Source organism: Amycolatopsis sp. NPDC003676 (genome assembly GCF_053587275.1).
Map to the genome: position 1 here is coordinate 18,437 of NZ_JBSFNS010000066.1, position 25,904 is coordinate 44,340.

General features: G+C 68.0%; 30 protein-coding genes. 15 read left to right on the top strand and 15 right to left on the bottom strand.

Annotation, left to right across the window (positions count from 1 at the left end; translation table 11 throughout):
* Positions 1–3: 3 nt before the first annotated feature.
* Positions 4–732 carry a DUF4191 domain-containing protein gene (locus ACWDNU_RS29945; protein ID WP_449671355.1) on the top strand — a complete coding sequence of 243 codons (729 nt, stop codon included), beginning with the start codon at positions 4–6 and terminating at the stop codon, positions 730–732.
* Between the two features lie 69 nt (positions 733–801).
* Here the strand turns inward: ACWDNU_RS29945 and ACWDNU_RS29950 are convergent, their stop codons facing one another.
* Positions 802–1,290: an RDD family protein gene (locus ACWDNU_RS29950; RefSeq protein WP_370940088.1), complete on the bottom strand. Its 489-nt coding sequence runs from the start codon at positions 1,288–1,290 to the stop codon at positions 802–804.
* A 172-nt stretch (positions 1,291–1,462) separates the two neighbouring features.
* Between ACWDNU_RS29950 and glnA the strand changes: the two genes are divergently transcribed.
* Together glnA and ACWDNU_RS29960 are read left to right on the top strand one after the other, a co-directional pair.
* A complete protein-coding gene (gene glnA, locus ACWDNU_RS29955) occupies positions 1,463–2,887 on the top strand; it encodes a type I glutamate--ammonia ligase (RefSeq protein WP_370940089.1) in 1,425 nt (474 codons plus the stop codon).
* A 157-nt stretch (positions 2,888–3,044) separates the two neighbouring features.
* Positions 3,045–4,877, top strand: coding sequence for a plasmid pRiA4b ORF-3 family protein (locus tag ACWDNU_RS29960; protein ID WP_449671356.1), 1,833 nt, complete (start codon positions 3,045–3,047; stop codon positions 4,875–4,877).
* 62 nt (positions 4,878–4,939) lie between these two features.
* Here ACWDNU_RS29960 and ACWDNU_RS29965 read toward each other — a convergent pair whose 3' ends face one another.
* Genes ACWDNU_RS29965 through ACWDNU_RS29975 form a run of 3 tightly spaced genes read right to left on the bottom strand, consistent with a single transcriptional unit; the run spans position 4,940 to position 7,898 of the window.
* Positions 4,940–6,106, bottom strand: coding sequence for a glycine C-acetyltransferase (locus ACWDNU_RS29965; protein WP_449671357.1), 1,167 nt, complete (start codon positions 6,104–6,106; stop codon positions 4,940–4,942).
* The gene (locus ACWDNU_RS29970) at positions 6,103–7,062 is read right to left on the bottom strand and encodes an NmrA/HSCARG family protein (protein ID WP_449671358.1); all 960 of its coding nucleotides are present in this window, start codon (positions 7,060–7,062) and stop codon (positions 6,103–6,105) included. Before ACWDNU_RS29970 ends, ACWDNU_RS29965 begins: the two co-directional genes overlap by 4 nt.
* On the bottom strand, positions 7,059–7,898 hold the full coding sequence (locus ACWDNU_RS29975; protein ID WP_449671359.1) for a polysaccharide deacetylase family protein: 840 nt from the start codon (positions 7,896–7,898) through the stop codon (positions 7,059–7,061). The genes ACWDNU_RS29970 and ACWDNU_RS29975 overlap by 4 nt, the downstream gene beginning before the upstream one ends.
* A 119-nt stretch (positions 7,899–8,017) precedes the next feature.
* On the opposite strand from ACWDNU_RS29975, the gene ACWDNU_RS29980 reads away from it, so the two are divergent.
* Entirely contained in the window at positions 8,018–8,908 is an 891-nt protein-coding gene (locus tag ACWDNU_RS29980; protein ID WP_449671360.1) for a LysR family transcriptional regulator, read from the top strand.
* Positions 8,909–8,913: 5 nt separating this feature from the next.
* Here the strand turns inward: ACWDNU_RS29980 and ACWDNU_RS29985 are convergent, their stop codons facing one another.
* From ACWDNU_RS29985 to ACWDNU_RS30005, 5 genes are read right to left on the bottom strand one after another with little or no spacing between them, the layout of a single operon-like run.
* Positions 8,914–9,627: a methyltransferase domain-containing protein gene (locus tag ACWDNU_RS29985; protein WP_449671361.1), complete on the bottom strand. Its 714-nt coding sequence runs from the start codon at positions 9,625–9,627 to the stop codon at positions 8,914–8,916.
* A complete protein-coding gene (locus ACWDNU_RS29990; protein ID WP_449671362.1) occupies positions 9,624–9,956 on the bottom strand; it encodes an ArsR/SmtB family transcription factor in 333 nt (110 codons plus the stop codon). Before ACWDNU_RS29990 ends, ACWDNU_RS29985 begins: the two co-directional genes overlap by 4 nt.
* A 43-nt stretch (positions 9,957–9,999) precedes the next feature.
* Complete coding sequence (locus tag ACWDNU_RS29995) at positions 10,000–10,398, bottom strand: arsenate reductase ArsC (protein WP_449671363.1); 399 nt, start codon at positions 10,396–10,398, stop codon at positions 10,000–10,002.
* Positions 10,395–11,465 (bottom strand): ACR3 family arsenite efflux transporter, encoded by a 1,071-nt coding sequence (gene arsB, locus ACWDNU_RS30000; protein ID WP_449671364.1) that lies wholly within the window; start codon positions 11,463–11,465, stop codon positions 10,395–10,397. The genes ACWDNU_RS29995 and arsB overlap by 4 nt, the downstream gene beginning before the upstream one ends.
* Positions 11,462–11,824: an ArsR/SmtB family transcription factor gene (locus ACWDNU_RS30005; RefSeq protein WP_449671365.1), complete on the bottom strand. Its 363-nt coding sequence runs from the start codon at positions 11,822–11,824 to the stop codon at positions 11,462–11,464. Before ACWDNU_RS30005 ends, arsB begins: the two co-directional genes overlap by 4 nt.
* Before the next feature lie 80 nt (positions 11,825–11,904).
* Here ACWDNU_RS30005 and ACWDNU_RS30010 point away from each other — a divergent pair, with 80 nt between their 5' ends.
* Positions 11,905–12,345 carry an ArsI/CadI family heavy metal resistance metalloenzyme gene (locus tag ACWDNU_RS30010; RefSeq protein WP_449671366.1) on the top strand — a complete coding sequence of 147 codons (441 nt, stop codon included), beginning with the start codon at positions 11,905–11,907 and terminating at the stop codon, positions 12,343–12,345.
* Positions 12,346–12,351: 6 nt separating this feature from the next.
* Here the strand turns inward: ACWDNU_RS30010 and ACWDNU_RS30015 are convergent, their stop codons facing one another.
* The 4 genes from ACWDNU_RS30015 to ACWDNU_RS30030 are packed head-to-tail and all read right to left on the bottom strand — an operon-like array spanning position 12,352 to position 14,875.
* Positions 12,352–13,188 (bottom strand): hypothetical protein, encoded by an 837-nt coding sequence (locus tag ACWDNU_RS30015; protein WP_449671367.1) that lies wholly within the window; start codon positions 13,186–13,188, stop codon positions 12,352–12,354.
* Complete coding sequence (locus tag ACWDNU_RS30020; RefSeq protein ID WP_449671368.1) at positions 13,166–14,266, bottom strand: hypothetical protein; 1,101 nt, start codon at positions 14,264–14,266, stop codon at positions 13,166–13,168. The genes ACWDNU_RS30015 and ACWDNU_RS30020 overlap by 23 nt, the downstream gene beginning before the upstream one ends.
* Positions 14,266–14,526, bottom strand: a complete 261-nt coding sequence (locus ACWDNU_RS30025) for a hypothetical protein (RefSeq protein WP_370940109.1) — start codon at positions 14,524–14,526, stop codon at positions 14,266–14,268. Before ACWDNU_RS30025 ends, ACWDNU_RS30020 begins: the two co-directional genes overlap by 1 nt.
* A gap of 22 nt (positions 14,527–14,548) precedes the next feature.
* A complete protein-coding gene (locus ACWDNU_RS30030) occupies positions 14,549–14,875 on the bottom strand; it encodes an SAV_915 family protein (protein WP_449671369.1) in 327 nt (108 codons plus the stop codon).
* Positions 14,876–15,080: 205 nt separating this feature from the next.
* Here ACWDNU_RS30030 and ACWDNU_RS30035 point away from each other — a divergent pair, with 205 nt between their 5' ends.
* Entirely contained in the window at positions 15,081–16,292 is a 1,212-nt protein-coding gene (locus ACWDNU_RS30035) for an oxygenase MpaB family protein (protein WP_449671370.1), read from the top strand.
* Here ACWDNU_RS30035 and ACWDNU_RS30040 read toward each other — a convergent pair.
* Positions 16,289–17,431 (bottom strand): TetR/AcrR family transcriptional regulator, encoded by a 1,143-nt coding sequence (locus ACWDNU_RS30040; RefSeq protein WP_449671371.1) that lies wholly within the window; start codon positions 17,429–17,431, stop codon positions 16,289–16,291. The two genes, ACWDNU_RS30035 and ACWDNU_RS30040, sit on opposite strands and share 4 nt — an antisense overlap.
* Positions 17,432–17,605: 174 nt before the next feature.
* Positions 17,606–18,877, bottom strand: a complete 1,272-nt coding sequence (locus tag ACWDNU_RS30045) for an amidohydrolase family protein (RefSeq protein ID WP_449671372.1) — start codon at positions 18,875–18,877, stop codon at positions 17,606–17,608.
* Positions 18,878–19,026: 149 nt separating this feature from the next.
* Between ACWDNU_RS30045 and ACWDNU_RS30050 the strand changes: the two genes are divergently transcribed.
* The 9 genes from ACWDNU_RS30050 to ACWDNU_RS30090 form a co-directional block, all read left to right on the top strand.
* Positions 19,027–19,245, top strand: a complete 219-nt coding sequence (locus tag ACWDNU_RS30050; protein ID WP_449671373.1) for a DUF3311 domain-containing protein — start codon at positions 19,027–19,029, stop codon at positions 19,243–19,245.
* Positions 19,246–19,247: 2 nt separating this feature from the next.
* On the top strand, positions 19,248–20,756 hold the full coding sequence (locus ACWDNU_RS30055) for a sodium:solute symporter family protein (protein WP_449671374.1): 1,509 nt from the start codon (positions 19,248–19,250) through the stop codon (positions 20,754–20,756).
* 10 nt (positions 20,757–20,766) lie between these two features.
* The gene (locus ACWDNU_RS30060) at positions 20,767–21,303 is read left to right on the top strand and encodes a helix-turn-helix domain-containing protein (RefSeq protein ID WP_344268734.1); all 537 of its coding nucleotides are present in this window, start codon (positions 20,767–20,769) and stop codon (positions 21,301–21,303) included.
* Positions 21,304–21,377: 74 nt separating this feature from the next.
* On the top strand, positions 21,378–22,313 hold the full coding sequence (locus ACWDNU_RS30065; RefSeq protein WP_449671375.1) for an AraC family transcriptional regulator: 936 nt from the start codon (positions 21,378–21,380) through the stop codon (positions 22,311–22,313).
* 50 nt (positions 22,314–22,363) lie between these two features.
* On the top strand, positions 22,364–23,185 hold the full coding sequence (locus ACWDNU_RS30070; protein WP_449671376.1) for a dioxygenase family protein: 822 nt from the start codon (positions 22,364–22,366) through the stop codon (positions 23,183–23,185).
* A 138-nt stretch (positions 23,186–23,323) separates the two neighbouring features.
* Complete coding sequence (locus ACWDNU_RS30075) at positions 23,324–23,686, top strand: YciI family protein (RefSeq protein ID WP_370940118.1); 363 nt, start codon at positions 23,324–23,326, stop codon at positions 23,684–23,686.
* Positions 23,683–24,885, top strand: a complete 1,203-nt coding sequence (locus ACWDNU_RS30080; protein ID WP_449671377.1) for an RNA polymerase sigma factor — start codon at positions 23,683–23,685, stop codon at positions 24,883–24,885. The genes ACWDNU_RS30075 and ACWDNU_RS30080 overlap by 4 nt, the downstream gene beginning before the upstream one ends.
* Positions 24,885–25,730, top strand: a complete 846-nt coding sequence (locus tag ACWDNU_RS30085) for a hypothetical protein (protein WP_449671378.1) — start codon at positions 24,885–24,887, stop codon at positions 25,728–25,730. The genes ACWDNU_RS30080 and ACWDNU_RS30085 overlap by 1 nt, the downstream gene beginning before the upstream one ends.
* On the top strand, positions 25,702–25,904 hold a 203-nt coding region (locus ACWDNU_RS30090; RefSeq protein ID WP_449671380.1), incomplete at its 3' end, for a hypothetical protein. The genes ACWDNU_RS30085 and ACWDNU_RS30090, both read left to right, overlap by 29 nt.

Below are 25,904 nucleotides of genomic sequence, written 5' to 3' on the forward strand. Positions count from 1 at the left end.
CATATGGCGGGCAAGCAGGACAAGGAAGCGGCCAAGCAGGCCAAGCGGGAAAAGCGCGCTGCGAGCAAGGCCCGGCGCGGGCAGCTGTTCGAGGCGTTCAAGATGCAGCGCCGCGAAGACCCGATGCTCATCCCCTGGATGGTCGGTTCGATCGTGGTGGTCGCCGGTGTGCTGTTCGGCATCGGGTTCATCTTCGACATCCAGTGGACGCTGCTGCCGCTGGGCATCGTGCTCGGCATCCTGCTCGCCGTGATCATCTTCGGCAGGCGCGTGCAGCGCACGGTCTACGGGAAGGCCGACGGCCAGCCCGGCGCGGCCGCCTGGGCGCTGGAGAACCTGCGCGGGAAGTGGAAGGTCACGCCGACCGTCGCCGCGACGACCCAGCTCGACGCCGTCCACCGCGTGCTCGGCCACCCCGGCGTGATCCTCGTGGCGGAGGGCGCCCCGCACCGGGTCCGCGGCCTGCTCGCGCAGGAGAAGAAGCGCGTGTCCCGGCTGGTCGGCGACACCCCGATCTACGACGTGACGATCGGGCACGAGGACAAGCAGGTCCCGCTCAAGAAGCTGCAGTCGCACCTGACGAAGCTGCCGCGCAACCTCAAGCCGGCCCAGATCGACGCCCTCGAAGCGAAGCTGGCCGCCCTCGGCTCGCGCGGTGCGGCGATGCCGAAGGGACCGATGCCCGCGGGCGCGAAGATGCGGAACGTGCAGCGCACCATCCGCCGTCGCTGACGCTGCGCACTGACGAGAGAACCCCCGGTCCAGGTGGCCGGGGGTTCTTTCATTTCGCGCGTTTCGCGGTCAGCGCATCCGGATGACGACGGTGTTGGTCGCGCGGTCGAGCCAGTTGCGGCCGTCGGCGTTGCGCACCAGCGGCGGGAGCAGCAGCGCGGTGAGCACCATCCGCACGAGCGCGCGCCACGCGCCGACCATCGTCGCGCCGTCGAGGCGGGCCACCCGGATGCCCAGGACCGCCATGCCCGGGGTGAAGCCGAAGAACGTGACCGGGATGACCGTGATGACCGCCCAGACCGCGCCGGCCCAGAGGTTGAACGTCTGCATCGCGGCGGCGTTCTGCAGGTCGTAGCGCACGAACAGGGCCGTGATCAGGGACGCGAGCACCAGGTCGACGACCAGCGCGAGGAAGCGCGGGCCGCCGCCGGCCACCGCGCCCACGCCGGATTCGGGCAGGCCCATCGACTCGCCGCGCCACTTCGGGGCCTCGCGCGGGCCCGCCGCGGTGGAGCCGTCGCCGGTGCCCGGCAGCCATTCACCCGTCCATCTCGCCACCCGTCCAGGGTATGCCGGTGGCGCGGACCACATCCGGCCTGGTCGACTGGGCAGTGGCGGCCACCCGTTAACACCGGCGAAACATTCGGGTGACGGTCGGGCAACACCGCCCTCTTAGCGTGAGCCGAAGAGAGTACAGCCGCCGGTAACGAACGAGAAGGAGTCACCGAGGGTGCCCACTACTCCAGACGACATTCAGCGCCTCATCGCCGACGAGAAGGTCGAGTCGATCGACGTCAGGTTCTGCGACCTGCCGGGCGTCATGCAGCACTTCACGGTGCCGGCCAAGGCGTTCGACCTGGAGGCGTACGAAGAGGGCCTCGCCTTCGACGGCTCCTCGGTGCGCGGCTTCCAGTCGATCCACGAGTCCGACATGCTGCTGCTGCCGGACCCCGAGACGGCCCGGATCGACCCGTTCCGCAAGGCGAAGACGCTCTCGCTGAACTTCTTCGTGCACGACCCGTTCACCCGCGAGGCCTACAGCCGCGACCCGCGCAACATCGCGCGCAAGGCCGAGCAGTACATCGCGGAGTACGGCGTCGCCGACAACGTCTTCTTCGGTCCGGAGGCGGAGTTCTACATCTTCGACTCGGTCCGCTTCGAGGACGCCGAGCACCTGTCGTTCCACGAGATCGACTCGGTCGAGGGCTGGTGGAACACCGGTGCCGACACCGAGGGCGGCAACCAGGGCTACAAGACGAAGTTCAAGGGCGGCTACTTCCCCGTCCCGCCGGTCGACCACTTCGCCGACCTGCGCGACGACATCGTCCGCACGCTGACGAACTCCGGCTTCGAGATCGAGCGCGCGCACCACGAGGTGGGCACCGCCGGCCAGACGGAGATCAACTACAAGTTCAACACGCTGCTGCACGCTGCCGACGACCTGCAGCTGTTCAAGTACATCGTGAAGAACACCGTGTTCGCCGCGGGCAAGACCGCGACGTTCATGCCGAAGCCGCTCGCCGGCGACAACGGCTCGGGCATGCACTGCCACCAGTCGCTGTGGAAGGACGGCCAGCCGCTGTTCCACGACGAGTCCGGCTACGCGGGCCTGTCCGACACGGCGCGGCACTACATCGGCGGCCTGCTCAAGCACGCGCCGAGCCTGCTGGCCTTCACCAACCCGACGGTGAATTCGTACCACCGCCTGGTGCCGGGCTTCGAGGCCCCGGTTTCGCTCGTGTACTCGCAGCGCAACCGTTCCGCCTGTGTCCGCATCCCGATCACCGGCAACAACGCGAAGGCCAAGCGCGCCGAGTTCCGCTGCCCGGACTCGTCGGGCAACCCGTACCTCGCGTTCTCGGCGATGATGATGGCCGGGCTCGACGGCATCAAGAACAAGATCGAGCCGCCGGAGCCGATCGACAAGGACCTCTACGAGCTGCCGCCCGAGGAGGCCAAGAACGTCAAGCTGGTCCCGGGCGACCTGGGCACCGTGCTGGACACGCTGGAGCAGGACCACGACTACCTGCTCGAGGGCGGCGTCTTCACGCCCGACGTGATCGAGACGTGGGTCCAGTACAAGCGCGAGAACGAGATTGACCCGCTGCGGCTTCGTCCGCACCCGTACGAGTTCTCGCTGTACTACGACGTGTGATCCAACACCGGGTTTGACCTGGTAAAACGGCAGCGACAAGCGGCCGGTTCCGCCATCCGTGCGGGACCGGCCGTTTGTGTTTCCCTGTCTCCACGGCGCGCCGTGGAGAAGTCCGGCCCGCCGTTCCCCCGGTGACCGACGGCCCTAAGGTGCTTTTATGCCATCCCGCGCTGAGGAACGAGAGCCGGTTTTCTCGCCCAAGGAACTCGCCTCGGCCGCGCGGAGCTGTCCGGCGCTCGCCGAGGCGGCGAAGCTGTCCGAATGGGTCGGACCTGGTCGGCCGCTGACCGCTCGGGGAGTGCTCAAGCCTGCCGCCGCCGTCGAGGCCTGCGACCTGCTTGGGATCGAACTGACTACCCGCAAGCCCCGCAGCGCGCTGGACATCGATCAGCTGATGCTGGCGTGGTTCACCGCGGCGGCGGCCGGATTCGTCGAGGTGGAGCGTGGCCGGGCGGCCGCGGGCACCGCGCTGGAGACCTGGGCCGAGGGGACCGCGGACGAGGTACTGGCGATCTGGACCCGGTGCACGCTGGAGTGTTTCGGGCTGGCCGGTGAGGCGGGCGATCCCGATGCGGAGCTCCTGGACGGGTTGGCCGTCCTGTACGAGCGGGGCGGCGCGATCTCGCTGGACGACCTGAGCGAGGACATCGCGAGGGGCCTCGCTGCCGGCACGCCGGGCTGCGCTTGCCCGTCCTGCTCGTTGGCCACCGGCCTCCTCGATGACCTGGCGGGCACGACGGAAGCCGGCGGCGAGATCGTCGAAGCCCTCGCCGAGTTCGGTATCGCCGCCCTGCACGGCGACACCGCCGAGCTGACCCCGCTGGGGCGCTGGCTCACCGATTTCCTGTTCCGGCGAAACGCGCCGGCGGCCGGAGCCGATGCCGCCGCGCTGGTGGATGCGGTGGTGGCGCTGCCCGACCGGATCGCCGCACTGATGGCCCGGCCCTGGCTGTCCGCCCGCGCGCCGGCCGAGGCCGCGGCCGAACTGATCTCGGCCGGCGAATCCGCCTCGGGGCAACGGCGGCTCGCCGCACTGGCGCTGGCTCGCGAATGCGGCCCGGACGCGGCCGCCGCTTGGCGGGAGTGGGCGGGCAATGAAGGGTTCGGCTCCTACGCGCGGATCTGGCTGGCCGAGCAGGACGGCACGGAGCCGGCCGAGACCGACCTGGCATGGACCGCCGTGGACGCACTCGCCGTCCTGCAGGTCACGCTGGCTCCCGATCTGCCCCCGCAAGCGCTGTCCGGCCTGCTCCACGACCAGGCAGGCGCCGAGCAGGCCGAGATCCTGCCGCTGCTGGCCGGCACTGGTCATCCGGCGGCCGACCGGCTGGTCAAGCTCCTGCCGATGGCCGGATTGCCCGGCGGTCCACCGCCCGCACCGGACGCGCCCGTCCCGCCCGCCGCGGCGCGCCCCGACACTCGCTACCGGATCAAGCTCGCCCTGCGCGACGTGACGAAACCGCCGGTGTGGCGACGCCTGGAGGTGCCCGCCGATCTCGACCTCGGCCAGGTGCACGAGGTGATCCAGATCGCGATGGGCTGGGAGAACTGCCATCTGCACGCCTTCTCCGCGGGTGGCGCCCAGTACGGAATTCCCGACCCGGACCTCGGCCACGCCGACGAGCGGGCGGTGCGCCTGTCCCAGCTGCTGGCCGAGGTCGGCGACCGGCTGGGCTACGCCTACGACTTCGGCGACGGCTGGGAACACGAGCTCACGCTGGAAGAAATCCTGCCTGCCGAAGCCGGAACGACCGGTCCGATCTGCACTGTCGGTGAAGGAGCGTGCCCACCGGAGGACTGCGGCGGCCCGTACGGCTACCAGGAGCTGAAGGCGATTCTGGCCGATCCGGGCGACGACGAGCACGAGGGCATGCTCGGATGGCTCGGCTTGGCTTCGCCCGGCGGCTTCGACCCGCACGCGTTTTCCGCCGAGGACGCCAATCGCCGGCTCGACCAGCTCACCGGGCCCCGCCTGCGCATCGTGCGCTGACCTGGTTCGTCCCCGCCCCGGGCACGAACGGCTGTCGGAGAGGCAGTATCTCGGCGCGTTCCTCAGCTGTTTGCGCCGTGTGCCGCGACGAAGGCGGCGACGCAGCGGTCCAGGTCCTCGCGAGAATGCTCCGACGAGATCTGCACCCGGATGCGGGCCTCTCCCCATGGCACCACCGGATAGCTGAACGCGGTCACGTACACGCCGGATTCCCGCATTCGTTCGGCGACCCGGACGGCTTCCCGAGCATCTCCGAACATGACCGGCACGATGGGGTGTTCTCCGGGTAGGAGGTCGAAACCCGACCGTTCCATGCGGGCACGGAAGGTGGCGGTGTTGCGGTGGAGGGCCTCGCGGCGAGCAGGATCGGTTGCGAGGTCGAGAGCGGCGAGAGCGCCCGCGACGATGGCGGGCGGGAGGGCGTTCGAGAACAGGTACGGGCGGGAACGCTGTCGCAGCAACTCCACGATCTCGGCGTGAGCGCTGACGTAGCCGCCGGAAGCACCGCCGAGGGCTTTGCCCAGTGTGCCGGTGACGATGTCGACTCGGTCCTGCACGCCAAGCAACTCGGGGGTTCCGGCACCGGTCGGGCCGAGGATTCCGACGGCGTGTGAGTCGTCGACCATGACCAGGGCGTCATAGCGGTCGGCTAGGTCGCAGATTTCTCGCAAGGGGGCAATGGAGCCGTCCATGGAGAAGACGCCGTCGGTCACGATGAGGCGGCGGCGGGCGGGGATGGACAGTTGGGTTTCTAGGTCATGCAGGGTGCGGTAGCGGTGGCGGCGCGCTTTCGAAAGGCGGATGCCGTCGATGATTGAGGCGTGGTTGAGGGTGTGGGAGAGAACCGCGTCTCGCTCGTCTAGCAATGTGGCGAATACGCCGCCGTTTGCGTCGAAGCAGGAGGAGTACAGGATCGTCGCGTCGGTGCCCAGCAAAGCTGACAAGCGATTCTCAAGGGCGGCGTGTTCGGGCTGGGTGCCGCAGATGAAGCGGACGCTTGCCATTCCGAAGCCGTGGGTTTCCAGGGCTTGTTTGGCCGCATCGACTACTGCGGGGTGGTCGGCCAGGCCTAGGTAGTTGTTGGCGCAGAAGTTCAGGACAGCCCGTCCGTCGATGACAGGCCGTACTGATTGTGGCGAGGTGAGGTGATGTTCGGTCTTGTATAGGCCTGCGCTTCGGAGTTCGGCTAGCGCGGTGCGCAGGTCGGGCCGGACGGACGTGTAGGTCATGCGCGGGGCCGGAATTGCTGGACCTCGCGGCGGCTGCCGTCCCAGCCGGTGTGGCGCAGCCAGTCTTCGAAGGTCATCAGGCCGGGGTGGAGGCGGCGCAGCAGGGCTAGGTCGCGGTCATGGGCGGCGACGTCGTGTTGCTGGAAGAAGCCGAACATTCCGGCGTAGTCGGGGCCGACGTCGGGGATGCTCGTGCGGAGTTCGTCGAGGGGCAGGTCTTGGTAGCGGGCGGGGGTTCCGGTTACCCGCGCGAAAGTCTCGGCGATTTCGGTGCCGGTCAGGCTGTCCGCGGAGACGGACAGGTCGCGCGCGCCCCAGGATTGCCAATGTTCCAGCATGTGCGCTGCGAACCAGGCGATGTCGGCCAGGGCGATCATGGGGTATCGGCCGGTGCCTAGCGGGAGGGTGAACACCGCGTCCTCGGCGGAGGGTGAGAGCCGGGATTGCAGGTTCTCGAAGTACGGCGAAGTCACGAGGATCGAGACGTGCCCGGTGTACCAGCCGTCCGGTTCTCGACGCATCATTTCTTCGGAGCGGTGGAGTTGGATGTGTGCGGCGACCGCTGCCTTGGCTTCGTAGTGCGGCACGAAAACGCGTCCGTTGGTCAGGGTCGCGGCGCTGTCCAACGACGACCACACGAATCGCTCGACGCCGTGTTGCCTGGCTGCTTCGAGGATGTTCGTGCCTTGCGTGAACTCGGCTAGCGGGCTTTTGGTGGAGAAGAAGTCGGTGTTGCAGAAGACTTGGGACACGCCGTTCAGGGCGGACTCGATGCTTCGTGGGTCACCTGCGTCGCCGCGGACCAGGCGCACGCGGTCGTGGGCTAAGGCGGTCGCGCGGGGTGAGTCTGGGTCGCGGGTGAGGACGGTGATCTCGTTGTCGGTGTCGGCGAGGAGACGCGCGACGACTCGGCTGCCCATGGCTCCGGTGCCGCCGATGATGAGGGTGCGGGTCATGACGCGGCCTTCTCGGTGTCGAGCACGTGCTCGGCCAGCTGGTGGTGGGTGGCGATCCAGAGGTCGTCCCGGAGGAGGGCGATCTGCTGGAGCAGCTGGTCGAACTGGTCGGCGAACAACGGGCGTCCGCCGACGTGTGCGTGGACGGTCAGGTTGAGGATGCCTGGCGTGGGCTGGCGGAGGAGGTAGTCGAGGAAGTCGACGTGGAGGTCCCGGAATGCGCGCGGGCCTGCCATTACGCCGCGGACGTCGGTGAAGTCGCTGTGCATGAGGTAGGCAAGGGGGCCCGCGGAGGTGGCGGCGACGTAGGGCAGGTCGCGGTCGCTGCGGTCGCCGGACCAGAGGTAGCCGGACGCGGCGAGGAGGGCGGGCGTGTCGCGGGATTCGGTGGCGCGCGGGCTGAGCCAGCCGGTCGGCCGGGAGCCGGTGAGCTGGCGCAGGATGTCGGTGCAGCGCCTGATGTTTTCCGCTTCGGCGTCGGCACTGAGCTGGCCGGGGATGATGTCCTGGGCGTAGGAATGCGCCGCGATCTCGTGTCCGGCGGCGTGTGCGGCGAGCACGGGTTCGGGATGCTGTTCCGCGAGCAGGCCGCTGACGCCGAAGGTGGCTGGCAGGTCGTGCCGGTCCAGGATTTCGAGCAGCCGCCACACTCCCGTCGTCGCCCCGTATTCGGCCCACGACATGCTGTGCCGGCACTCCACATCGGACAACGGCCACGCGGCGGCCATCGGCGCGTAGACCGGCCAATGGCCGTCAGACCACGACTCGAGCGCGACGCAGATCTTCACCGCGACCTTCTTGCCGTCCGGCCAAGCCAGCACAGGTCCCATGGGCATTTTTCGCCTCTTTCCCTCGGAATATCGTCACGGTAGCCGCGGGAGGGCGATTCATTTAGCCTCGTCGGCGGAGAGGATTTATTCACCCGATGCATAAGCCAGAAGTCACGCTCGATCGCATGCGCACGTTCGTCCGGGTCGCCGAAAGCGGCAGCTTCTCCGCTGTCGCACGGGATCTCGGCGTCGGCCAGTCCACCGTCACGCGGCACGTGAGCGACCTGGAGGAGGCGCTCGGGGTATCCGTCTTCAGCCGGACCACCAGGAGCATTTCGCTGACCGAGGAGGGGAGCCGGTTTTACGGCCGCGCCACGGAGATCCTCCGGCTGGTCGAGCAGGCGCGCCAAGAGGTCGAGCCGGGTGCGTCCGGGAAGGTGCGGATCTCGTGTTCGGCGTTCTTCGGGGTCATGCATCTGAGCAGGCTGATCTTCGACTTCCAGGACCGCTATCCGGACATCCGCGTCGACTTCGTCCTCACCGACGAACGCTCCGACCTGATCCGCGACGGCGTGGACGTCGCGATCCAGATCGGACCTCAGCCGGACAGCGAACTACGGCTGCGTCCGCTCGGGGTGGCGCATCAGATTCTGGTCGCGTCGCCGGACTATCTCGCGCGGCGCGGGACGCCTGAGTTGCCGGAGGATCTGTCGACGCACGACGTGATTCGGCGGACGAGCGTCGCGAAGAGCCATGAGTTGACGCTCATCGACGCGCAGGGGGCGGCGCACGTCGCGACCTTTGAGCCTCGGTTGCGCGTCGATCACGGGCTGGCTGCGCGGGAGGCGCTCGTCGCTGGGCGCGGGATCTCGCCGGTGCCGCGGTGGTTGGTGGACGACCTTCTTCGGGACGGGGTGTTGCGGGAGGTGCTTCCTGGGTACAGCTGTGCGCCGTTGCCGGTGAATCTGCTCGTCGTGCCGGAGCGGGCGGAGCTGGCCCGGGTGCGGCTGTTGCGGGACTTTCTCGCGGAGGAGATCATCCGGGTTCCGGGAGTGGGGCCGCTGCTTCGGCAGTGAGCGAGTCAGCCTGACGGCTTGTCCGCCCGAATGATTGCCGAGTACAGCTTGTTCCCGACCTCGTGGGTACGCCGGATGTCGACGTTCACGAGGCCCGCGGAGTGAAGCAAGGCTCGGTAGTCGTCGGCCGTGAGTGCCCCGCCGAGACATTCTTCGTCAGCGGCAGCTCGCTCCGCGTCGGTCAAGGTTTCCCCGGCGAGAAGGTCAGTCACCCCGAGACGGCCTCCGGGACGCAGAACGCGCGCGATCCCCGCGAAAACTGCCGGTTTGTCCGGCGACAGGGCGATGACGCAGTTGGAGATCACGACGTCCACAGTGTTGTCCGGCAAGGGAATGGCTTCGATCGTGCCCTTGACGAACTCGACGTTCCCGACCCCCGCCTGTGCGGCGTGCCGTCGGGCGAGGGTGAGCATTTCATCGGTCATGTCGAGACCGATGGCGCGGCCTTCCGGCCCGACGCGACGGGCGGAAAGCAGTACGTCCAGGCCGCCGCCGGAGCCGAGGTCGAGGACAGTTTCGCCGGGCCGCAGATCGGCGACTGCAAGCGGATTTCCGCAGCCCAGACTAGTGGCTGCCACCGTTTCGGGGACGTTTTCTTCCGCGTAGTGCACCGCGCCGAGTCGTTCGGATCCAGACAGCAGGCCGGTGGCTTCGCCCGCCAACGCTCGGCGTGCGGCATTGGCATAGCGGTCCCGGATCGCGTCCTGGTCTGACGTCATCTCGATACCTCGCAAACGATGTCGGCGAAGGGGACGGCCGCCTTGCCCATGACGACGTCGGCCGCACTGGGGAAGCAGGACAAGCACTGCCTGTTGACCTGGTACAACCGAGCGGTGCCGTGCGGTTGCACCAGGACGAACCTGGCCTCGGTCAGGATCTTCAAATGCGCCGAGACCGTCGATTGGCTCACGCTCACCTGCTCGACGATCTCGCCGACCGGCAGCGGACGGCCCGCTGAAGCGATCAGGTGCAGGATCTGGACGCGCGTCGGATCCGCGAGCGCGCGGAACCATCCGGCGTAGGTCTCCGCGACGGCACGATCCAGCACGACACCCTCCTTCATCGCCCATCGACGATAGACGATGAAGGGGTCAGCTGACCAGTTCGGCGAGCAAGGCCCGGACCCGCCGGTCGATCTCGTCCCGGATGGGGCGGACCTGCTCGGCCGGAAGGCCCGCCGGGTCGTCGAACTGCCAGTCGAGGTAACGCTTGCCGGGGAACACGGGACAAGCGTCGCCGCAGCCCATGGTGATTACGACGTCGGCCGAGCGCACGCCGTCGGTGGTCAGGGGCTTGGGAAATTCGCGGGACAGGTCGATGCCGAGTTCGGCCATCACCGCGACCACGGCGGGATTGACCGTGTCGGCGGGCGCGGATCCGGCAGAGCGGACGGCAACCCTGCCGCGCGCGTGATGATGCAGCAGCCCGGCCGCCATTTGCGAGCGTCCGGCGTTGTGGACGCAGACGAAGAGCACTTCAGGGATGGTCATGGCGAAACCTCCACGGGCACGGCGGTGAAGCGGCGTCGAAGCGCGAGAGACACGTAGACCAGCGCGACCAGGACCGGGACTTCGATGAGCGGCCCGACGACTCCGGCGAGCGCTTGTCCGCTCGTGGCGCCGAAAGTGGCGATCGCGACGGCGATGGCGAGTTCGAAGTTGTTGCCCGCGGCGGTGAATGCCAGCGTCGTGGTCCGTTCGTACGACAGGCCGACCGCCTTGCCGACCGCGTAGGAACCGGCCCACATGAGTCCGAAGTAGACCAACAGCGGCACCGCGATCCGGGCGACGTCGAGCGGGCGACTGGTGATCTGGTCGCCCTGCAACGCGAACAGGACCACGATGGTGAACAGCAGCCCGTACAGCGCGACCGGGCCGACCTTCGGCAGGAACCGGGATTCGTACCAGGTGCGGCCCTTCGCGCGCTCCCCCAACCGGCGGGACAGGTACCCGGCGAGCAGCGGGATGCCCAGGAACACCAGCACGCTCTTGGCGATTTGCCACGCGGAAACACTCAACCCGGCTTGCGGCAGGCCTAGCCACCCGGGCAGCACGGCGAGGTAGAACCAGCCGAGGACGCCGAACATGACGACCTGGAACACCGAGTTCAGCGCGACCAGCACGGCGGCGGCTTCCCGGTCGCCGCAGGCCAGGTCGTTCCAGATGATCACCATCGCGATGCACCGGGCGAGGCCGACGATGATCAGCCCGGTCCGGTATTCCGGCAGGTCGGGCAGCAGCAGCCAGGCCAGCGCGAACATCAGTGCCGGGCCGATCAGCCAGTTCAGCACCAGCGACGGCCACAGCAGCCGCCGGTCGCCGGTCACGCTGCCGAGCCGGTCGTAGCGGACCTTCGCCAGCACCGGGTACATCATCACGAGCAGCCCGAGCGCGATCGGCAGGGAGATCCCGTCGACCCGCACCGCGTTCAGGACCTCGCCAAGGCCGGGAATCCATCGGCCGGCCAGCAATCCCGCCAGCATCGCGACGCCGATCCACACCGGCAGGAACCGGTCCAAAGTGGACAGTTTGCCGACGACGCCCGTTTCCGCCGTCACGCCAGTGCCTCCGCGCCGCCCGGGACCAGCACGGCCGAGAGCCGGGCCAGCACTTCGGGGTGGACCCGGTAGTAGACCCAGGTGCCGCGCCGCTCCCCGGTGATCAGGCCGGATTCGCGCAGCACCTTCAGGTGGTGGGAAATCGTCGGGCCGGTCAGGTCGAACGCGTCGGTCAAGTCGCACACGCACGCCTCCCCGCCGGCGTGGGACGCGATCAGCGACAACAGCCGCAGCCGCACCGGGTCGGACATCGCCTTGAACAGCTTCGACAGCTCCACGGCCTGGTCAGCCGTCAGCGGCTCGCGCGCCAACGGGGAACAGCAGGCGCTGATCGCCGCTAGCACGAGTTGTTTCGACATCTGTCTATCTTGACAGGCTTCTATCTAGAGAGCAATCTAGCCGCCTGCTGTTTTGACAACCATCTATTCAAGGAGGACAGATGTCCCGAGTTCAGCTCGCCCTGCGGGTCGGAGACCTTGCTGGTTCGATCGACTTCTACTCGAAGCTGTTCGGTGCCGAGCCAGCCAAACTCCGGCCGGGATACGCCAACTTCGCCGTCGCCGAACCCGCGCTCAAGCTCGTGCTCCTGGAGGGCGAGCCCGGACAGGACACCGTCCTGGACCACCTCGGCGTCGAGGTCGAGTCGACGGACGACGTCAACGCGGCCAGCAAGCGCCTCACTGGGGAAGGCTTGGAGACTTTGCCCGAGGACAACACCACCTGCTGCTACGCCGTGCAGGACAAGGTGTGGGTGCACGGTCCGGGCCGGGAACCGTGGGAGGTTTACACCGTCAAGGCGGATTCGCAGACGTTCGGATCGGACAACACCGCGTGCTGCACGTCCGACGATGCCGCCAAACCCGAGGGCTGTTGTGCCTGAACAAGCTCAGAAATTCGCCTGCCGTGCCCGGTCGACGGCGAGCGTGCTGCCGAGTTCGGTCCGGCTGGCTGGATGCAGGTAGTAGTAGCCGAGCAGGTGGTAGGCGAAGGTGGCGTCGACGCCGAGGTTCTTGGCCGGGATTTGGAGCACCGGGTCCTCGGGCAGCCGGTCTTGGCGCCACCAGCGGGTGAATTGCTTGCGCTGCCACTGTCGCTCGTTTTTCCCGGCCGCGACCCAGATCTCCGGCCCGTCGAGGAAGTACGGCTGGATCGACGTGATCGCCGACCACGGCAGGAACGACTCGAACGTCCACCCGCGCTGGTAAATGCCTTCTGCGGTCAGGAGAATCCGCCCTCGGCGGAACCAGCCGAGGGCGACGACCGCCGGGAAAGTCAGGATCAGCACGCCCGCGACCGCGAACGGGATCGTCGCGTTCCGCACCGTCGGGTCGTCCGAACCGTGCGCGAGAACAGCGAACAGGAACAGGCCGAACGCGATCCAGGACAGGATGAACAGGTAGCCCGAGAACTGCACCGCCGAATAGCTCAGTTCAGTCGCGGGCCGTCCTTGCGCGGTCACCGTTGTGGTCACAGCCGATCCCGTCGGCTTCTGGCGCAACCGGGCGTCCGTGCCGACGTAGACAAAAACGGCCAGCAGCACCGTGAACCACGCCGCGCCGGTTCCGGCCATCCACCTTCCGCCGGTGTACAGGTACACGCTGATCGCCGCCGCCGCCAGCGTCAGCAGCATCAGGATGGCCAGTGCGTTGCGGTACCGGCCGGCCGGTCCGGCGGCCCACGCCTCCGGAACCGTCAGGTGATCAGAAGATCGAGTCCCAGACATGTTTCACCCCGCTGCCTGCGTCCGATGCGAGCGACCCCACCGCTTTCCCGGTGTCCCCGACCGCTTTGATCCCGTCGTCGATCGCCGATCCGACGTGCCCGCCGTGCTTGAACACCGAATCCACCGCGCCGGAGGTGAACGCGCCGACCACCGTTCCCGCGACCGCGCCCACCGCGGTGCCGACCGGACCGCCGATCACGGTGCCGACCGCGGCCCCGGTCGCGATCGACGCGCCGAACCCCGCCGCGCCGGACGTCACCGCCTGTGCCACGGGTTTGCCGTGCGAGATGTCGTAGGCGATCCCGCCGAGTGCCAAGGCGCCGCCGCCGACGTTGCCGACCCGGGTGAGCGTCTTGCCGAACTTCGCGGCTCGCGCGGCTTGGCTGTCCGCAGCCGCGGTGTCCGCCGCTGCGGCGTCGATGTTCGTGTAGAAGCCCTTCGGATCGGCCCCGCCGATGGCTTCCGCATGCTTGAGGGATTGCGCGGCGCGAGTGCGCAGCTCGGTCGAATCCTTCTCGAGGATCGACTGGTGCACCTTGGCCGCTTCCGTCCCGCCCGTGACCCCGAAACCGGCGAGCGTGAAAATGGTCTTGTTCTTGGTGTTCTGAAAGTCCTGAGACCGCTGCTCGACCTGCTGTTTCCACCGGCGGCGCGCGTCCTCCGCCTCGGCGCTGGCCTTCTGGTACGCGTCGGCCTTGGCCTGGTGATCCCCGGCTGAGCCAGACTGCCCGGGATCTTGGATGACCGTTCCCGTCACGGACAACCCGGCGCTGGCGGCGTCCGAGCGGATTCGCCCCAGGTCGGTCTGCACCTGCTGCAAGACGTCGGCAGCGGCATCCACCTTCTGTGCCACCGAGGAAACGCTTTCCGCGAAGTCGTCGGCCTGCCTGCCGCCTGTCGTCAGCTTCTGCCGCAATTGATCGGCCGCCTCGCCCCGAAGGCCGCTCGCGGCGCTGTTCCGCGCGCCGTACACCTGGTCGTTCGCGCGGTGAATCGCTTGCGAAAGATCTTGTCTCAGCCAATTCGCCGCGGCACGCATGCTGCCGGGATCGCCGTCCACCTTGGTCTCTATCGGCATCAGGCACCCCCGCCCGGCTTCGGCAGCTGGTCCTGCGCGTCGGCCTCGGCGCGTTCGTAGTCCTTCTTCCCGGTCTCGACATCGTCGGCGACTCCGCCGAGCGCCGTCGAGAATTGCGCCGCGCTTTCGACCAGACTCGAGAGCGCCGCGTCGAGCGGGCCGGTCAGCAGCCCGGCGTCGACGTCTTGCGGAACGGAGCCGGACAGTCCTTCGACCTGGCCGCGAGCGTCGCTCAGCTGGCCCCGGATGCCGTCGAGCACCCCCGGTCCGAGCTCGTATCCCCTACCGATACTCGCTCCCTCCCGCGTGCTCGAGGCGGTGCTCCGGCGGGATGAACACGTCGAGCAGCACCAGGTCGAAGCCCTGCGACTCCCGCAACGGTTCCATGGCCCGCACCGGGAGCAGAATCCATGGCTGCCCTGCTCCGCACCCCTCGAAAAGCCGGTCGAGCGCGGAGTACGCGAAGAGGGCGACCTTGCCCTCTTTCGTCCGCCGCAGCACCGGCCGGGCGTCCGCGATCTCCTCCACGTGCTCGGCGCAGGGCACGTACACCACCGGCGGAAACTCCGGCGGGATCGGAGCCGGTTCCCGCGCTGCCGAATCACTCACAGTCGTCGAGTGTCACAAACCGGCGTGCACACCGCAAACCGCGCTGGGCGTTGATCCGGAACGGCGACACCTCTTGCCACCAGCCGACCGGCGCCGTTATGTTAATGAGAAATCACTTCTTCCGAGACTGTCGACACGGGGCGGCGAGCAGCCCCTGGCCGGTGATGGGATGGCAACGACGCCTACCAGAGAGGCAGACAAGTACATGGAGAATCTCAGCAGAAGGAAGGTGCTGACCCTCGGCGCGGCGTTGGGCATCGCGGGCATGGCCGGCACCACCGGCACTGCGTGGGCGTGGTCGGGCAAGGGGTCGATCGCCGGGAGCGGGACGGGGGCCGATCCGTTCCAGGTCTGGGACGACACAGCGGACGCGGTCGCCGCGGCGTTGCTCAAAGAGGGCAAGATTCCGGCGGTCAATACGGCTTGGCAGGGCTGGATCGACAACAACGCGCCGTTGCCTGCTGGCATGCCGGACTATCTGGTCGCGTATCTGCGGCAGGTCAACAAACTGCCGTCATGGGCGGATCCGGCCAAGCTTGCTGCGTCGGAGAAGCTTTATACCCGGTTGAGCAGTTATCTGTTCGTCTCGGAGACGCTGGGCAGCGGGATCATGAGCACCGTCATTCCGCGGGAGGCGCGGGCGGTCTACTGGTCGGCTGGCGGCGCGGATATGAAGCAGCGGGCGGCCAAGACGTTCACCTTCGGGTACGACCTGCATAATTCCAAGGCTTGGGCGCCGGACGGGCATTTCGTCGTTACGGCCAACAAGACTCGCCTAGTGCATGCAGTGGTGCGGAATTTGCTGCCGACGTCGGCGAAGTACCAGGACGGAGCGGATCAGCCTAAGCCGATCAGCAATGGTGACATTTTGCGGACGTTCCATTCGGTGGCGACGTTCGCGCGCAGCAACATGCTGAAGTGGAACATCGCGTTGTCGACCGCCGAGCAGGACGCGGATCTGCATGCTTGGCAGGTCGCACTGCATCTGCTTGGCGTGCAGGAGCAGTTCATCCCGCAGACGTGGGCGGACGCGGAAGCGCAGGCGCAGCAGATGTTGTGGCCGGTGCTCGGGCCGACTGACGAAGGGGTCAGTCTGGCGAAGACGTTGCTCGGGTATATCGAAAAGCCGACGCTCGGGCTCGATTCCGGGTTCGTCAATGAACTCGTGCGGTATCTCCTCAACGACCAGATGGGCGATTGGCTCGGACTCCCCCGCGATTACGCGCAGGCAGCACTGATCCGGATCGAGTGGCCAGCGTATGTCGCGTTCAGGGAGGGGGCGTCCAAGATCATGCCGGGCAGTTTCTATCTCTTCGATCAGTTCGTGCGCGGCATTTCGATGCTGTACCTCAACAACGGGACGTCGCCAACACAGACACCGATCACGCTGCCCACGGCGAATCGGCCGGGTGCTTAGAGTCCCAGCGCGCTCAGCAGAAAACCGGTGACGGCGGCGCGGTGGCCGGGGGTGTCCTCCCATCGCAGCCGCCGTCCGGTTTCGACTACCGCGCCGAAGCCCGCGTGCACCAGCACGCGGGCTTGGTGTGCGTCCAGATCCGGGCGGGCCAGGCGGAGTTGTTGTTCCCAGACGGCGATGTGCTCGCGCTGGGCGAGGTTCAGCGGGCGTTGCAACGCCGCCGGGAGACCGCCTAGTTCGGCGGCGGCGACGTTGGTCAGGGCGGTGTGCTCGAAGCTGTAGGCCACGTAGGTCGCGGCCAGGACGGGCAAGGCTTCCGCGCCGGTGATGCCGCGGAGATTTTGCTCTACGGCTTGCGACAGGAGTCCGGCGGCTTGCAGGCAGGCGGCGGCCAGGATTTCGGCTTTGTTGGGGAAATGGCGGTAGAGGGCAGAAGGAACCAGCCCCACGGCCTCGGCGATTCTGGCGTTGGTGACGGTGGCGAATCCGTCGCGCTCGAACAGCGGGACGGCGGCGGCGAGGATTTGCGCGCGGCGGGTTCGCGGGACGGGCTGGGTGGGCAGCGAGACCGACGGCGCGGGCACGGCGGCCGTTGCGGCGGTCAGGCGCAGAGCGGATTCGGTCAGCAGGTTTTCGGCGCGGTGGTGGGCGATCGACGTGTGGTGCATCGTGATCGAGCCGATCGCGCCGAGTGCGGCTACGGCGCGGAGGTCCGCGTCCGGCGACGGCTGCACCACGTCGGTCACGCGCGCGACGACGTGGGCGAATTTGGCGCTCAGGACGCGCCGGTCCGCTCGGTCGAGGTAGCGGGCCTCCCAGCGGTACAGGCCGCCGGACTCCCGGTGGGCGACCGTGACGCGGGCCAGCGGGCGGAGAACGTCGTCTGCGGGGGCATCCGCGGGGACTGCGTCCAGGGCGGCGACCAGTCGGTCTGCCATCACGTTGGCGCATTCGGTGAACAGGGCGTACTTGTTCGGGAAGTGCCGGTACAGCGCCGCCGCGGTGATTCCGACGGCGGCGGCGATCTCTTCCATGGACGCCGCGTGGTAGCCGCGTTCGCTGAAGGCCCGGCCCGCCGCTTCGACGATGAGCTGCTTGCGATTGCGCGGACGGGTGGCCGCGGCCGGTTCGGAGGTCACTGCGGACCCCGAGCGCCCGGATGCGGAAGTACGGCCATGCTGGCCAGTCAATCACGAGACGGGCGGGTCTTCACGCGGGGCGCGAGGTCACTCGACGTCGTTCCAGCGGAGGCAGCGGTCTGGCTCCGCTCCCGCAGCTGAGCCGGGCTGAGCTGAGCGCACAGGCGGTGCCGGTCATCGCCCGGCGCCCTGTTCGAGGTTCCGGCGGATGCGGTCCCTGGCCGCGGAGTCACCGGTGCCCAGGTCAGTGCTGCGGACTTCGTGGCGGCGGCCGTCAGCCATGACGAAACGGGGGTGGTGCAGGGTCGCTAAAGACTCGGTTGGGTCGCCGTCCACCGCGATGAGGTCGGCGCGGAATCCGGGTACCAAGCGACCGGTTACGTCTGCCAAGCCGCAGACGCGGGCGGCCACCGAGGTAGCGCTGGCGATTGCTTGCCGGGGAGTCATTCCGGCTTCGGCGAAGGTGTCCAGGCAGTCGGCGTAGCGTTCAAAGTGGACTAACGGGATTCCGGCGTCGGTTCCAGCGACAATGGTGGCACCCAAGGAAATCAGCGCGCGGAGGTTGCCGACGACGGCGTCGCGTTCGTCCCACGGGCACATGTAATCCGCTGCGGTGCAAGCGGTGTTCATGGTCGGGCTGACGGCGATGCCGCGCGCCACGATCATCTTGGCGATCCGCGGATCGAATTCGGTGCCAGTACGGGTGACCCAGCCGCAATGCTCGATGCAATCGACACCAGCGAGTACGGCTCGTTCGATGCCTTCGACGCCGAGAGCGTGCGTCGTGACCGGCAACCCGCGAGAGTGCGCTTCAGACACCAAGTTGGCTAGCTCGTCCACGGTGTAGCGCGCTTCCGACGGGTGGCTTCCGGGCGTCATGAAGCCGCCGGTGGTCATGACTTTGATCAGGTCGACGCCGTCATCGAAGTGTTGTTTCACCAAAGCGCGGACCTGGTCGACGCCGTCCGCGATGCCGCCCATGGACGCGGCGTGGCCGCCGGTGACAGTGATCGGCGCGTTCGCCGCGAGCATTCGCGGGGTGGCTTCCGGTGTGGCAGCGAGGAAATCTCGTACGCGGGTGCCCAGGGTGCCGGGTGCGCCCAGGTCGCGCGCGGTGGTGACGCCCGCGTCCAGCAATCGTTGTGCGTTGGCGACCATCCGGCGGCTCAGCGCATCGTCGTCGGCGGACATTTCCAGGGTGACTTCGCCGGAACCTGGGTCCTGGCAGAGGTGGACATGACAGTCGATCAAGCCGGGCAGCAGGGTGACGTCGCCGAGATCGGCAGCGTCGCCAGCAGGGGCGGAATTCCTTGGTCCGGCATAGGTGATTACGCCGTCCGAGACGGCCACGGCGGCGTCGTGGATCAGCGGGGCGGACGCGTCGGTCAGCAGTCGTGCGGCGGTGAAAATCATGCCTGCCTCCGCGGAGATGCGTTGAGCTGCCATTAGCCACAGTGAACAGTCAGCACCTCCACTGCGCAAGCCTCTCTTGCGTCCACCCGATCGTCGTCATTGACGCGACACAAGTCATCGCTCACACTGATGGCCATTCATCCAGGCTGAACACAGCGACGTGGGTAGCTGAGGAGCGATCAATGGCCCGATCAAGAAAACGCCGCTGGCACTGGCTTCTGCTCGTCGTCCCGTTCGCGTGGTGCGTCGCGGCGATTCCCCTGGTGAACCGGATCGACTACGTCTTCGGCTCGATCCCGTTCCTGCTGGTGTGGATGACCGCGGGCGTGCTGATCGGCTCCGGCGCGATCGGTCTCGTCTACGCGATCGACCGCCGCCGCGGCGAGCTGGACCGGGTGTAGCGATGGCACTGGCGCTCGCTCTCCTGATCGCGGTCGGCTCGATCGTCTGGGGCACCGTCGCCGCCGCGCGCGGACGGGCGATGAATCTGCAGGAATGGTCCGTCGGCGGACGCCGGTTCGGCACCTGGCTCTTCTGGTTCCTGCTGGTCGGCGAAACCTTCACCACGTTCGCCCTGCTCGGTGCCTCGCAAGGTGTGTTCAGCAACGGCGCGCCCGGGTTCTACGTGCTCGGCACGGTCGTGCTGACCGCCGCCGTCGGCTATTGGGTGGTGCCCAAGATCTGGCGCGCTGGCAAGCAGCACGGTCTCGTCACCATGGCGGACTACTTCACCACCCGCTTCGAAGCCCGCTGGTTCGGCGGACTGGTCGCCGTTTTTGGCATCGTCGCGCTGCTGCTGTACGCCCAGGTCCAGTTGACCGGGCTGAGCCTGATCCTGGCGAGTCTGTTCGGCAGCGAGGTCCCGTCGCTGGTCTACGTCATCGCCGGCGGCGTGCTGGTCGCGGGGTTCGTGCTGGTCGGCGGGATGCGCAGTGCCGCGTTCACCGCGATCGTCAAGGACGTGCTGCTGATCGCGATCCTGCTCGTGGTCGCCATCGGCGCGGCGAACGCGGCCGGGGCGAGCGGGCCAATGGGCGTGTTCGACGCGATGAAGCAAGCGCATCCGAGCGGCGCGACGCTGCCCGGCCTTCATGGATCGACCGCGACGAACACCTGGTGGTGGATGAGCTTCCTGCTGCTCACGCCGTTGGGCTCGTTCGCGCTGCCGCACATGTTCCAGGTGTCCTACAGCGCGAAAGACGTCGCGACGATCCGCCGCAATCAGGTGGTCCAGCCGCTGTATTCGCTGTTCTACGTCCTGATCGTGATGATCGCGCTCGCCGCGGTGCTCGCGCTGCCGAAGCTGACCGACAAGCAGGCCAACGCGTCGCTGCTGATTTTCGTGCGCGAGAAGTATCCGGAATGGGTCATCGGGCCGCTCGGCGGCGCGGGCATTCTCGTCGCGCTCGTGCCGACCGCCGTGCTTGTGCTCGCGGCCAGCAGCCTGTTCACCCGCAATGTGCTCGGGGCCCGCTCGAAGAAATGGGCCTCGTCGCTGACTGCGATGCGCGTGGGCGTTCTCGTTTTCACTGCGCTTTCCGTACTTCTTGTGGCGCACAGCAACGAAAAACTGTTGAGCATCATGACCAACGTGTACAGCGCCGTCGGGCAACTCGCGCCCGCGCTGTTCCTCTCGATGCTGTGGCGACGGGTCACCGCACCAGGACTCGCGGCGGGTGCGTTGTGCGGCGGGCTGATCGTCGGCGTGCCCGCGCTGGGGTCGCTCGTCGCGCACACGATGCCGCCCGGAACCGTCGTCGGCTTGCCCGCGCTCGTCGTCAACCTGATCGTGACGGTGGCGGTCAGCCTAGTGACCCGGCCGCCGTCGCGAACGGCGATCGAAGTCGGGGCCGGGGACCGCCCAGCGGGACCCGCGGAGGCCGGTGACCTGCGCCGGAGCGCCATTCGATGATAATGATCGGGTGACCGTGACGAGGATCCGCGAGTTCCGCACCCTGCGCGGGCTGACCGTGCGCCAGCTTGCCGACCAGGCGGGAGTGTCGACCGGGTTGATCAGCCAGGTCGAGCGGGGCGTGACCGACCCGAGCCTGGAAACCATGCGGCGCATCGCCGAGGTGCTCGACATCCCGCTGTTCAGCCTGTTCCAGGAGCCGGACGAGGAAACCGTCGCGGTGATCCGGCACGACGACCGCTACCGGATCTCCTCGCCGCACCACGCGATCACCTACACCCGCGCGTCGCCGGGCGGCGCGAAGCTCGAAGTGCTCGAAGGCGTGCTCGAACCCGGCGGCGTCTCGTCCGACGAACTGCGTTCGCATCCGTCCGAGGAATGCGTGGTGGTGATCGCCGGACGGCTGACCGTCCAGGTCGGCGAGCAGACGCACGTGCTCAAGACCGGCGACAGCTGCCACTTCGATTCGGCCATCCCGCACCGCTTCCGCAACGACGGCCGGACCACCGCCCGATTCCTCGTCAGTGTCACTCCACCGAGTTACTGATACTTCCGTCGGAGGTATCTGCCCGGGAATTGGTCTAGACTTTTCGTTCCGAAACCGGCGAAAAGGACGGACTGATGCGAGGGACGACGGTGCCCCCGGGAATGTGCTGCAGACCGGTCAAAACCGGTGAACTTCCACTGCACCGGCTCGAGGTGCCCGCGCCCGACGCGGTGCCGTTCGCGGTCGGCTCTTTCGACGCGGTGGGACCGTTGTCGCGGGCGGAATTCCCGCACCGGCACACCTTTTACGAGATCGTGCTCGTCACCGGAGGAACCGGCGCGCACGTGGTCGACCTGACGCGGTGGGAACTGAGCCCGCCGCACCTCGGCGTCGTCACGCCGGGCCAGGTGCACCATTGGGAGGCGAGCGAGCTCACCGGATCGGTCGTGCTGTTCACCGACGACTTCCTCTTCGACCATCCGGCCGACCGGGAAACCCTGCGCAGGCTGCGGGAACGGCCGTGGCTGCAGCTGGACAGGACCGAGCACGACCGCACCGCGCGGCTGATCGCGGAACTCGAGGAGGAATTCCGGCGCGGCGGCGAGGACGGCGAATCCGTGCTGCGCGCGCTGCTGCACGTGCTGATCGTGCGCGCCGGAAGGCTTCCCGGCATTCCGCCCGCGCCCGCACCCGCGCGCGCCCGCGCGGTAGCGGCGGAATTCGCGCAGCAGGCGGAAAAATCCGAGCTGGGACTGTGGTCGGTGCGCGCGCACGCCGAACGGCTCGGCGTCACTCCCGGCTACCTCACCGAGGCCGTCAAGGCGGCAACCGGGCGGACAGCGGCGGAATTGGTGCGCGAAGCGCGGACGCAGGAGGCGAAACGGTTCCTGCTGCGGACGAATCTGTCCGTGCGGCAGGTGGCGAGCCGCGTCGGATTCGCCGATCCAGCCTACTTTTGTCGGTTCTTTCGGCGCGAAACCGGGTTGAGCCCCGGCGGATTCCGCCGCACCGGCGACACCGCCCCGAAGATTCACCACGACTGCATGACTCCGTCCATCGCTGCGGGCTGATCTCCTCCCTACCGTCGAGGGGAATCCCGAGCCCCCACCGAGGAGCAGGCATGGACGAAGAAAGAAAGTTCAGCCGCAAGACAGTGCTGAAGGCCGCGCTGGCCGCCGGAGTCGCCGCGCCGGTCGCGCTCGTCGGCGGACCCGCGCTCGCCCGCACGAATTTCGCGGGCGGGCAGAAGGTCGAGCCGACCCCGTACTGCCACGACGGCGACGAGCCGACCATCGACCAGACCGAAGGCCCGTACTTCACGCCGGGCTCGCCCGAGCGCAGCGTGCTCGTCGACGGGAGCACCCCGGGCACGCGGCTGACCGTGAGCGGGTACGTCTTCGGCACGGCCTGCCAGCCGATCGCCCGCGCGCTGCTGGACTTCTGGCAGGCGGACGACAACGGCGCGTACGACAACGTCGGCTACAACTTCCGCGGCCACCAGTACACGAACGACCTCGGCGAGTTCAAGCTGACGACGATCGTGCCCGGCCTCTACCCCGGCCGGACGCGGCACATCCACGTCAAGGTGCAGGCCCCCAACGAGCCGATCCTGACGACGCAGCTGTACTTCCCCGGCGAGCCGCGGAACAACACCGACACGATTTTCGACCCGCGGCTGCTCATGACGGTCCGCGACGCCCCGAACAACGCCAAGGAGGCGGCGTTCGACTTCGTGCTGAACGTCGCGCAGACGCCGACCGGCGGACCGACCACGGGACCGCCGACCGGGCAGCCGGGAGGGACGTCCTGGGCCACTGGCAAGGCGTACCCCGCCGGTACGCGCGTCACCTACAACGGGGTCACCTACGTGTGCCTGCAAGGCCACACCGCCCAGCAGGGCTGGGAACCGCCCAACGCGCCAGCGTTGTGGCAGAAGGGCTGACCCCTTCCTGAAGAGAACGGCGGGCTCCCCCGGGCCCGCCGTTCTCCGTTTTCCGGGAAGCCCGGCCCGTCCTGTCGAGTTACGGTCGACGCATTCGTCTTCCATTACGACAACGTCGGACCGGCTCTCGGAGGACACATGCGGTACCTGCTGGTGATCTACAACTGCGACCGTCCCGAACCCGGCGATCCGGCCTTCCCGGACGCGCTGGCCAGGGTGAACGCGTTCGCCGACGAATGCCGCCGGCGCGGGGCCTTCGTCTCCGAACATCCGCTGCAGGGCGAGCACACCGCCACCACGGTCAGCGTCCGCGAGGGGAAGACGCTCGTCACCGACGGGCCGTTCCTGGAGACCCACGAGCATCTCGGCGGCGTTTACGTCCTCGACTGCCGCGATCTCGACGAGGCCCTCGAACTGGCCGCGCTGTGCCCGATGGCCGCGGTCGGCACCGTCGAGGTGCGTCCGGTCGCCGCCGTGCCCGGGCTGTCCCGCCAGGCATGACCTCGGCGTTGCTGCGGGAGACCTACCGCGAGCACCGGGCCCGGATGCTCGCGGCGCTGGTCCGCGTCCTCGGCGACTTCGAACTCGCCGAGGACGCGCTGCAGGACGCGTGCGCGCTCGCCCTGCGCAAGTGGGGCGACGCGCCGCCGGACGACCCCGTGGCGTGGCTGCTGACCGCCGCCCGCAACAGCGCGATCGACCGGCTCCGGCGTGCCCGCCGCGGCCTGGAGAAGCTCGCTCAACTCGAGGAACCGGCCACGAGTGCGGAGCCGACCGGGAAACGCCTGCTCGAGATCGGCGACGAACGGCTCAGCCTGGTCTTCACCTGCTGCCATCCCGCGCTCGCCGAGGAGGCGCGGGTCGCGTTGACGCTGCAGGCGGTGGCCGGGCTGACCGCCGGGCAGATCGCGCGGACGTTCCTGGTCAGCGAGGCGACGCTGGCGCAGCGGCTGGTGCGGGCCAAACGCAAGATCCGCGACGCCGGGATCAGCCTCGCGGTCCCGCCCGATCATCTGCTGTCCGAGCGGCTGTCCGGGGTTCTGGCGGTGGTGTACTTGATCTTCACTCAAGGCTACACCGTTTTCGGAGATCATGAGCTGCACCAGGAAGCGATCCGGCTGGCGAAGCTGGTCGCGACGCTCATGCCGGACGAACCGGAAGCGCTCGGCCTGGTTTCGCTGCTGCTCGTGCACGATTCGCGCGCCGCCGCCCGGTATACGCCGGACGGCGACGTCGTACTGCTCGAAGACCAGGATCGAAGCCGTTGGGACCACGGGGAAATCGCCGAGGCGATCGGACTGCTGGATCGCGCGCTGCGCTTCGAGATGGTGGGGCCGTATCAGCTGCAGGCCGCCATTGCCGTCCAGCATGCTCAGGCTCGTTCCGCGGCGGACACGGACTGGGCGGCGATCGCTGGGCTGTATCGCCGGTTGTCCGAAACGAATCCTTCACCGGTGGTCGCGTTGAACCACGCCGTCGCGGTCGCCATGGCCACGAGCCCGTCGGAAGGGCTGGCGCTCATCGACTGTATCGAAGGCCTTGACCAGTACCACCTGTTGCACGCCGCGCGCGCCGATCTGCTCCGTCGTCTCGGCCGTACCACCGAGGCGACGGCCGCGTACCGGCGCGCGCACGAACTCGCCGCCAACCCAGCCGACCGGCGATTCCTCGCGGGCCGCTTAGCCACCTTGGAGTCCTGATGAGACTGTCCATTCTCGACAACGGGCATCGCCTGCGGGCCAAGATGTTCCTGTCGATCACGTCGAAGCAGCCGCCGGACATCGTGAAGATGCTGCTGTACCGTCCCGGCTTTCTCACCCGGCCGTTGCTGGATCTCACCGCTCCGGCGATGCGCGGCCCGTCGTACTGGACAGCCGGGGAACGCGAGTTTCTCGCGATGTCAACGGCGGTGCTGCACGAGTGCCCGTTCTGCGTCGACTCGCACGAGGAGCTGACCCGGATCGCCGGACACGGCGAGATCGATCCCTTGCGGCCTGAGGCGGCACGCCCGGAAGTGCGCACCATTCGGGCGTTTCTGGAGACTGTCACGCTGAAGCCGGACGAGATCGTGCTGCCGGATCTTCCTCCGGGGGCGATTCGCGAGGCCTTGCGGGTGAATCTGGTGTGGAACGTCGTGAACCGGCTCGCGAACGCGTTCGGTTTCGTGCTTCGCGAAGGTCAGCTGGAGAGCGGAACCCGTGCGCTGCACCGGTTCGGGTACCGGTTCCCGGGCTTCCTGCTCGCTGGTGGTCCGGCGGGGACGCACGAGGATCCGGTGGAGAACATGCGGTATTCCGTGTTCAGCGCACCTGCAGTGACCGATCAGGCGCTTCGCGGCGCAGCGGCGACCGGAGACGGTTTGCCCGCGCCGTTGCAGCCGTTCGCGGCGAAGGTCCGTGACGCGTCCTACCGGCTTACCGATGGCGATTTCGCCGAGCTGGCCACGAAATACCAGGAGGACGAGGTCTACGAGATCACCGTCGCCGCGGCCGTCGGCGCTGCGTTGCGCAGTTACGATGCGGGACACCAGAAACTCGACGCCTGACGCGAACCGGCACGATCGCCGACACCCCGCGCAGTGCGCACTCCTCGACGATCCGGCGCAGCAGCACGGTTTTCCCGCTATCGCGGACCTCGCGCCGTACACGGCTGACGCTTATATGGGCGTCGCGCCCGACTCTCGCCCGGCGAAGATCGCGTACAAGTCTTCGCTCGGCGA

What these genes read in the sequence shown, in the direction of transcription:
- ACWDNU_RS30050 (WP_449671373.1), top strand. Translation starts at nt 19,027, where the DNA reads ATGGCCCGATCAAGAAAACGCCGCTGGCACTGGCTTCTGCTCGTCGTC.
- ACWDNU_RS30010 (WP_449671366.1), top strand. Translation starts at nt 11,905, where the DNA reads ATGTCCCGAGTTCAGCTCGCCCTGCGGGTCGGAGACCTTGCTGGTTCG.
- ACWDNU_RS29945 (WP_449671355.1), top strand. Translation starts at nt 4, where the DNA reads ATGGCGGGCAAGCAGGACAAGGAAGCGGCCAAGCAGGCCAAGCGGGAA.
- ACWDNU_RS29980 (WP_449671360.1), top strand. Translation starts at nt 8,018, where the DNA reads ATGCGCACGTTCGTCCGGGTCGCCGAAAGCGGCAGCTTCTCCGCTGTC.
- ACWDNU_RS29970 (WP_449671358.1), bottom strand. Translation starts at nt 7,062, where the DNA reads ATGACCCGCACCCTCATCATCGGCGGCACCGGAGCCATGGGCAGCCGA.
- ACWDNU_RS30045 (WP_449671372.1), bottom strand. Translation starts at nt 18,877, where the DNA reads ATGGCAGCTCAACGCATCTCCGCGGAGGCAGGCATGATTTTCACCGCC.
- ACWDNU_RS30005 (WP_449671365.1), bottom strand. Translation starts at nt 11,824, where the DNA reads ATGTCGAAACAACTCGTGCTAGCGGCGATCAGCGCCTGCTGTTCCCCG.
- ACWDNU_RS30065 (WP_449671375.1), top strand. Translation starts at nt 21,378, where the DNA reads ATGCGAGGGACGACGGTGCCCCCGGGAATGTGCTGCAGACCGGTCAAA.
- ACWDNU_RS30015 (WP_449671367.1), bottom strand. Translation starts at nt 13,188, where the DNA reads ATGTCTGGGACTCGATCTTCTGATCACCTGACGGTTCCGGAGGCGTGG.
- ACWDNU_RS30080 (WP_449671377.1), top strand. Translation starts at nt 23,683, where the DNA reads ATGACCTCGGCGTTGCTGCGGGAGACCTACCGCGAGCACCGGGCCCGG.
- ACWDNU_RS30020 (WP_449671368.1), bottom strand. Translation starts at nt 14,266, where the DNA reads ATGCCGATAGAGACCAAGGTGGACGGCGATCCCGGCAGCATGCGTGCC.
- ACWDNU_RS29985 (WP_449671361.1), bottom strand. Translation starts at nt 9,627, where the DNA reads ATGACGTCAGACCAGGACGCGATCCGGGACCGCTATGCCAATGCCGCA.
- ACWDNU_RS30070 (WP_449671376.1), top strand. Translation starts at nt 22,364, where the DNA reads ATGGACGAAGAAAGAAAGTTCAGCCGCAAGACAGTGCTGAAGGCCGCG.
- ACWDNU_RS30085 (WP_449671378.1), top strand. Translation starts at nt 24,885, where the DNA reads ATGAGACTGTCCATTCTCGACAACGGGCATCGCCTGCGGGCCAAGATG.
- ACWDNU_RS29995 (WP_449671363.1), bottom strand. Translation starts at nt 10,398, where the DNA reads ATGACCATCCCTGAAGTGCTCTTCGTCTGCGTCCACAACGCCGGACGC.
- ACWDNU_RS29965 (WP_449671357.1), bottom strand. Translation starts at nt 6,106, where the DNA reads ATGACCTACACGTCCGTCCGGCCCGACCTGCGCACCGCGCTAGCCGAA.
- ACWDNU_RS30075 (WP_370940118.1), top strand. Translation starts at nt 23,324, where the DNA reads ATGCGGTACCTGCTGGTGATCTACAACTGCGACCGTCCCGAACCCGGC.
- ACWDNU_RS29975 (WP_449671359.1), bottom strand. Translation starts at nt 7,898, where the DNA reads ATGCCCATGGGACCTGTGCTGGCTTGGCCGGACGGCAAGAAGGTCGCG.
- ACWDNU_RS30035 (WP_449671370.1), top strand. Translation starts at nt 15,081, where the DNA reads ATGGAGAATCTCAGCAGAAGGAAGGTGCTGACCCTCGGCGCGGCGTTG.
- ACWDNU_RS29960 (WP_449671356.1), top strand. Translation starts at nt 3,045, where the DNA reads ATGCCATCCCGCGCTGAGGAACGAGAGCCGGTTTTCTCGCCCAAGGAA.
- ACWDNU_RS30055 (WP_449671374.1), top strand. Translation starts at nt 19,248, where the DNA reads ATGGCACTGGCGCTCGCTCTCCTGATCGCGGTCGGCTCGATCGTCTGG.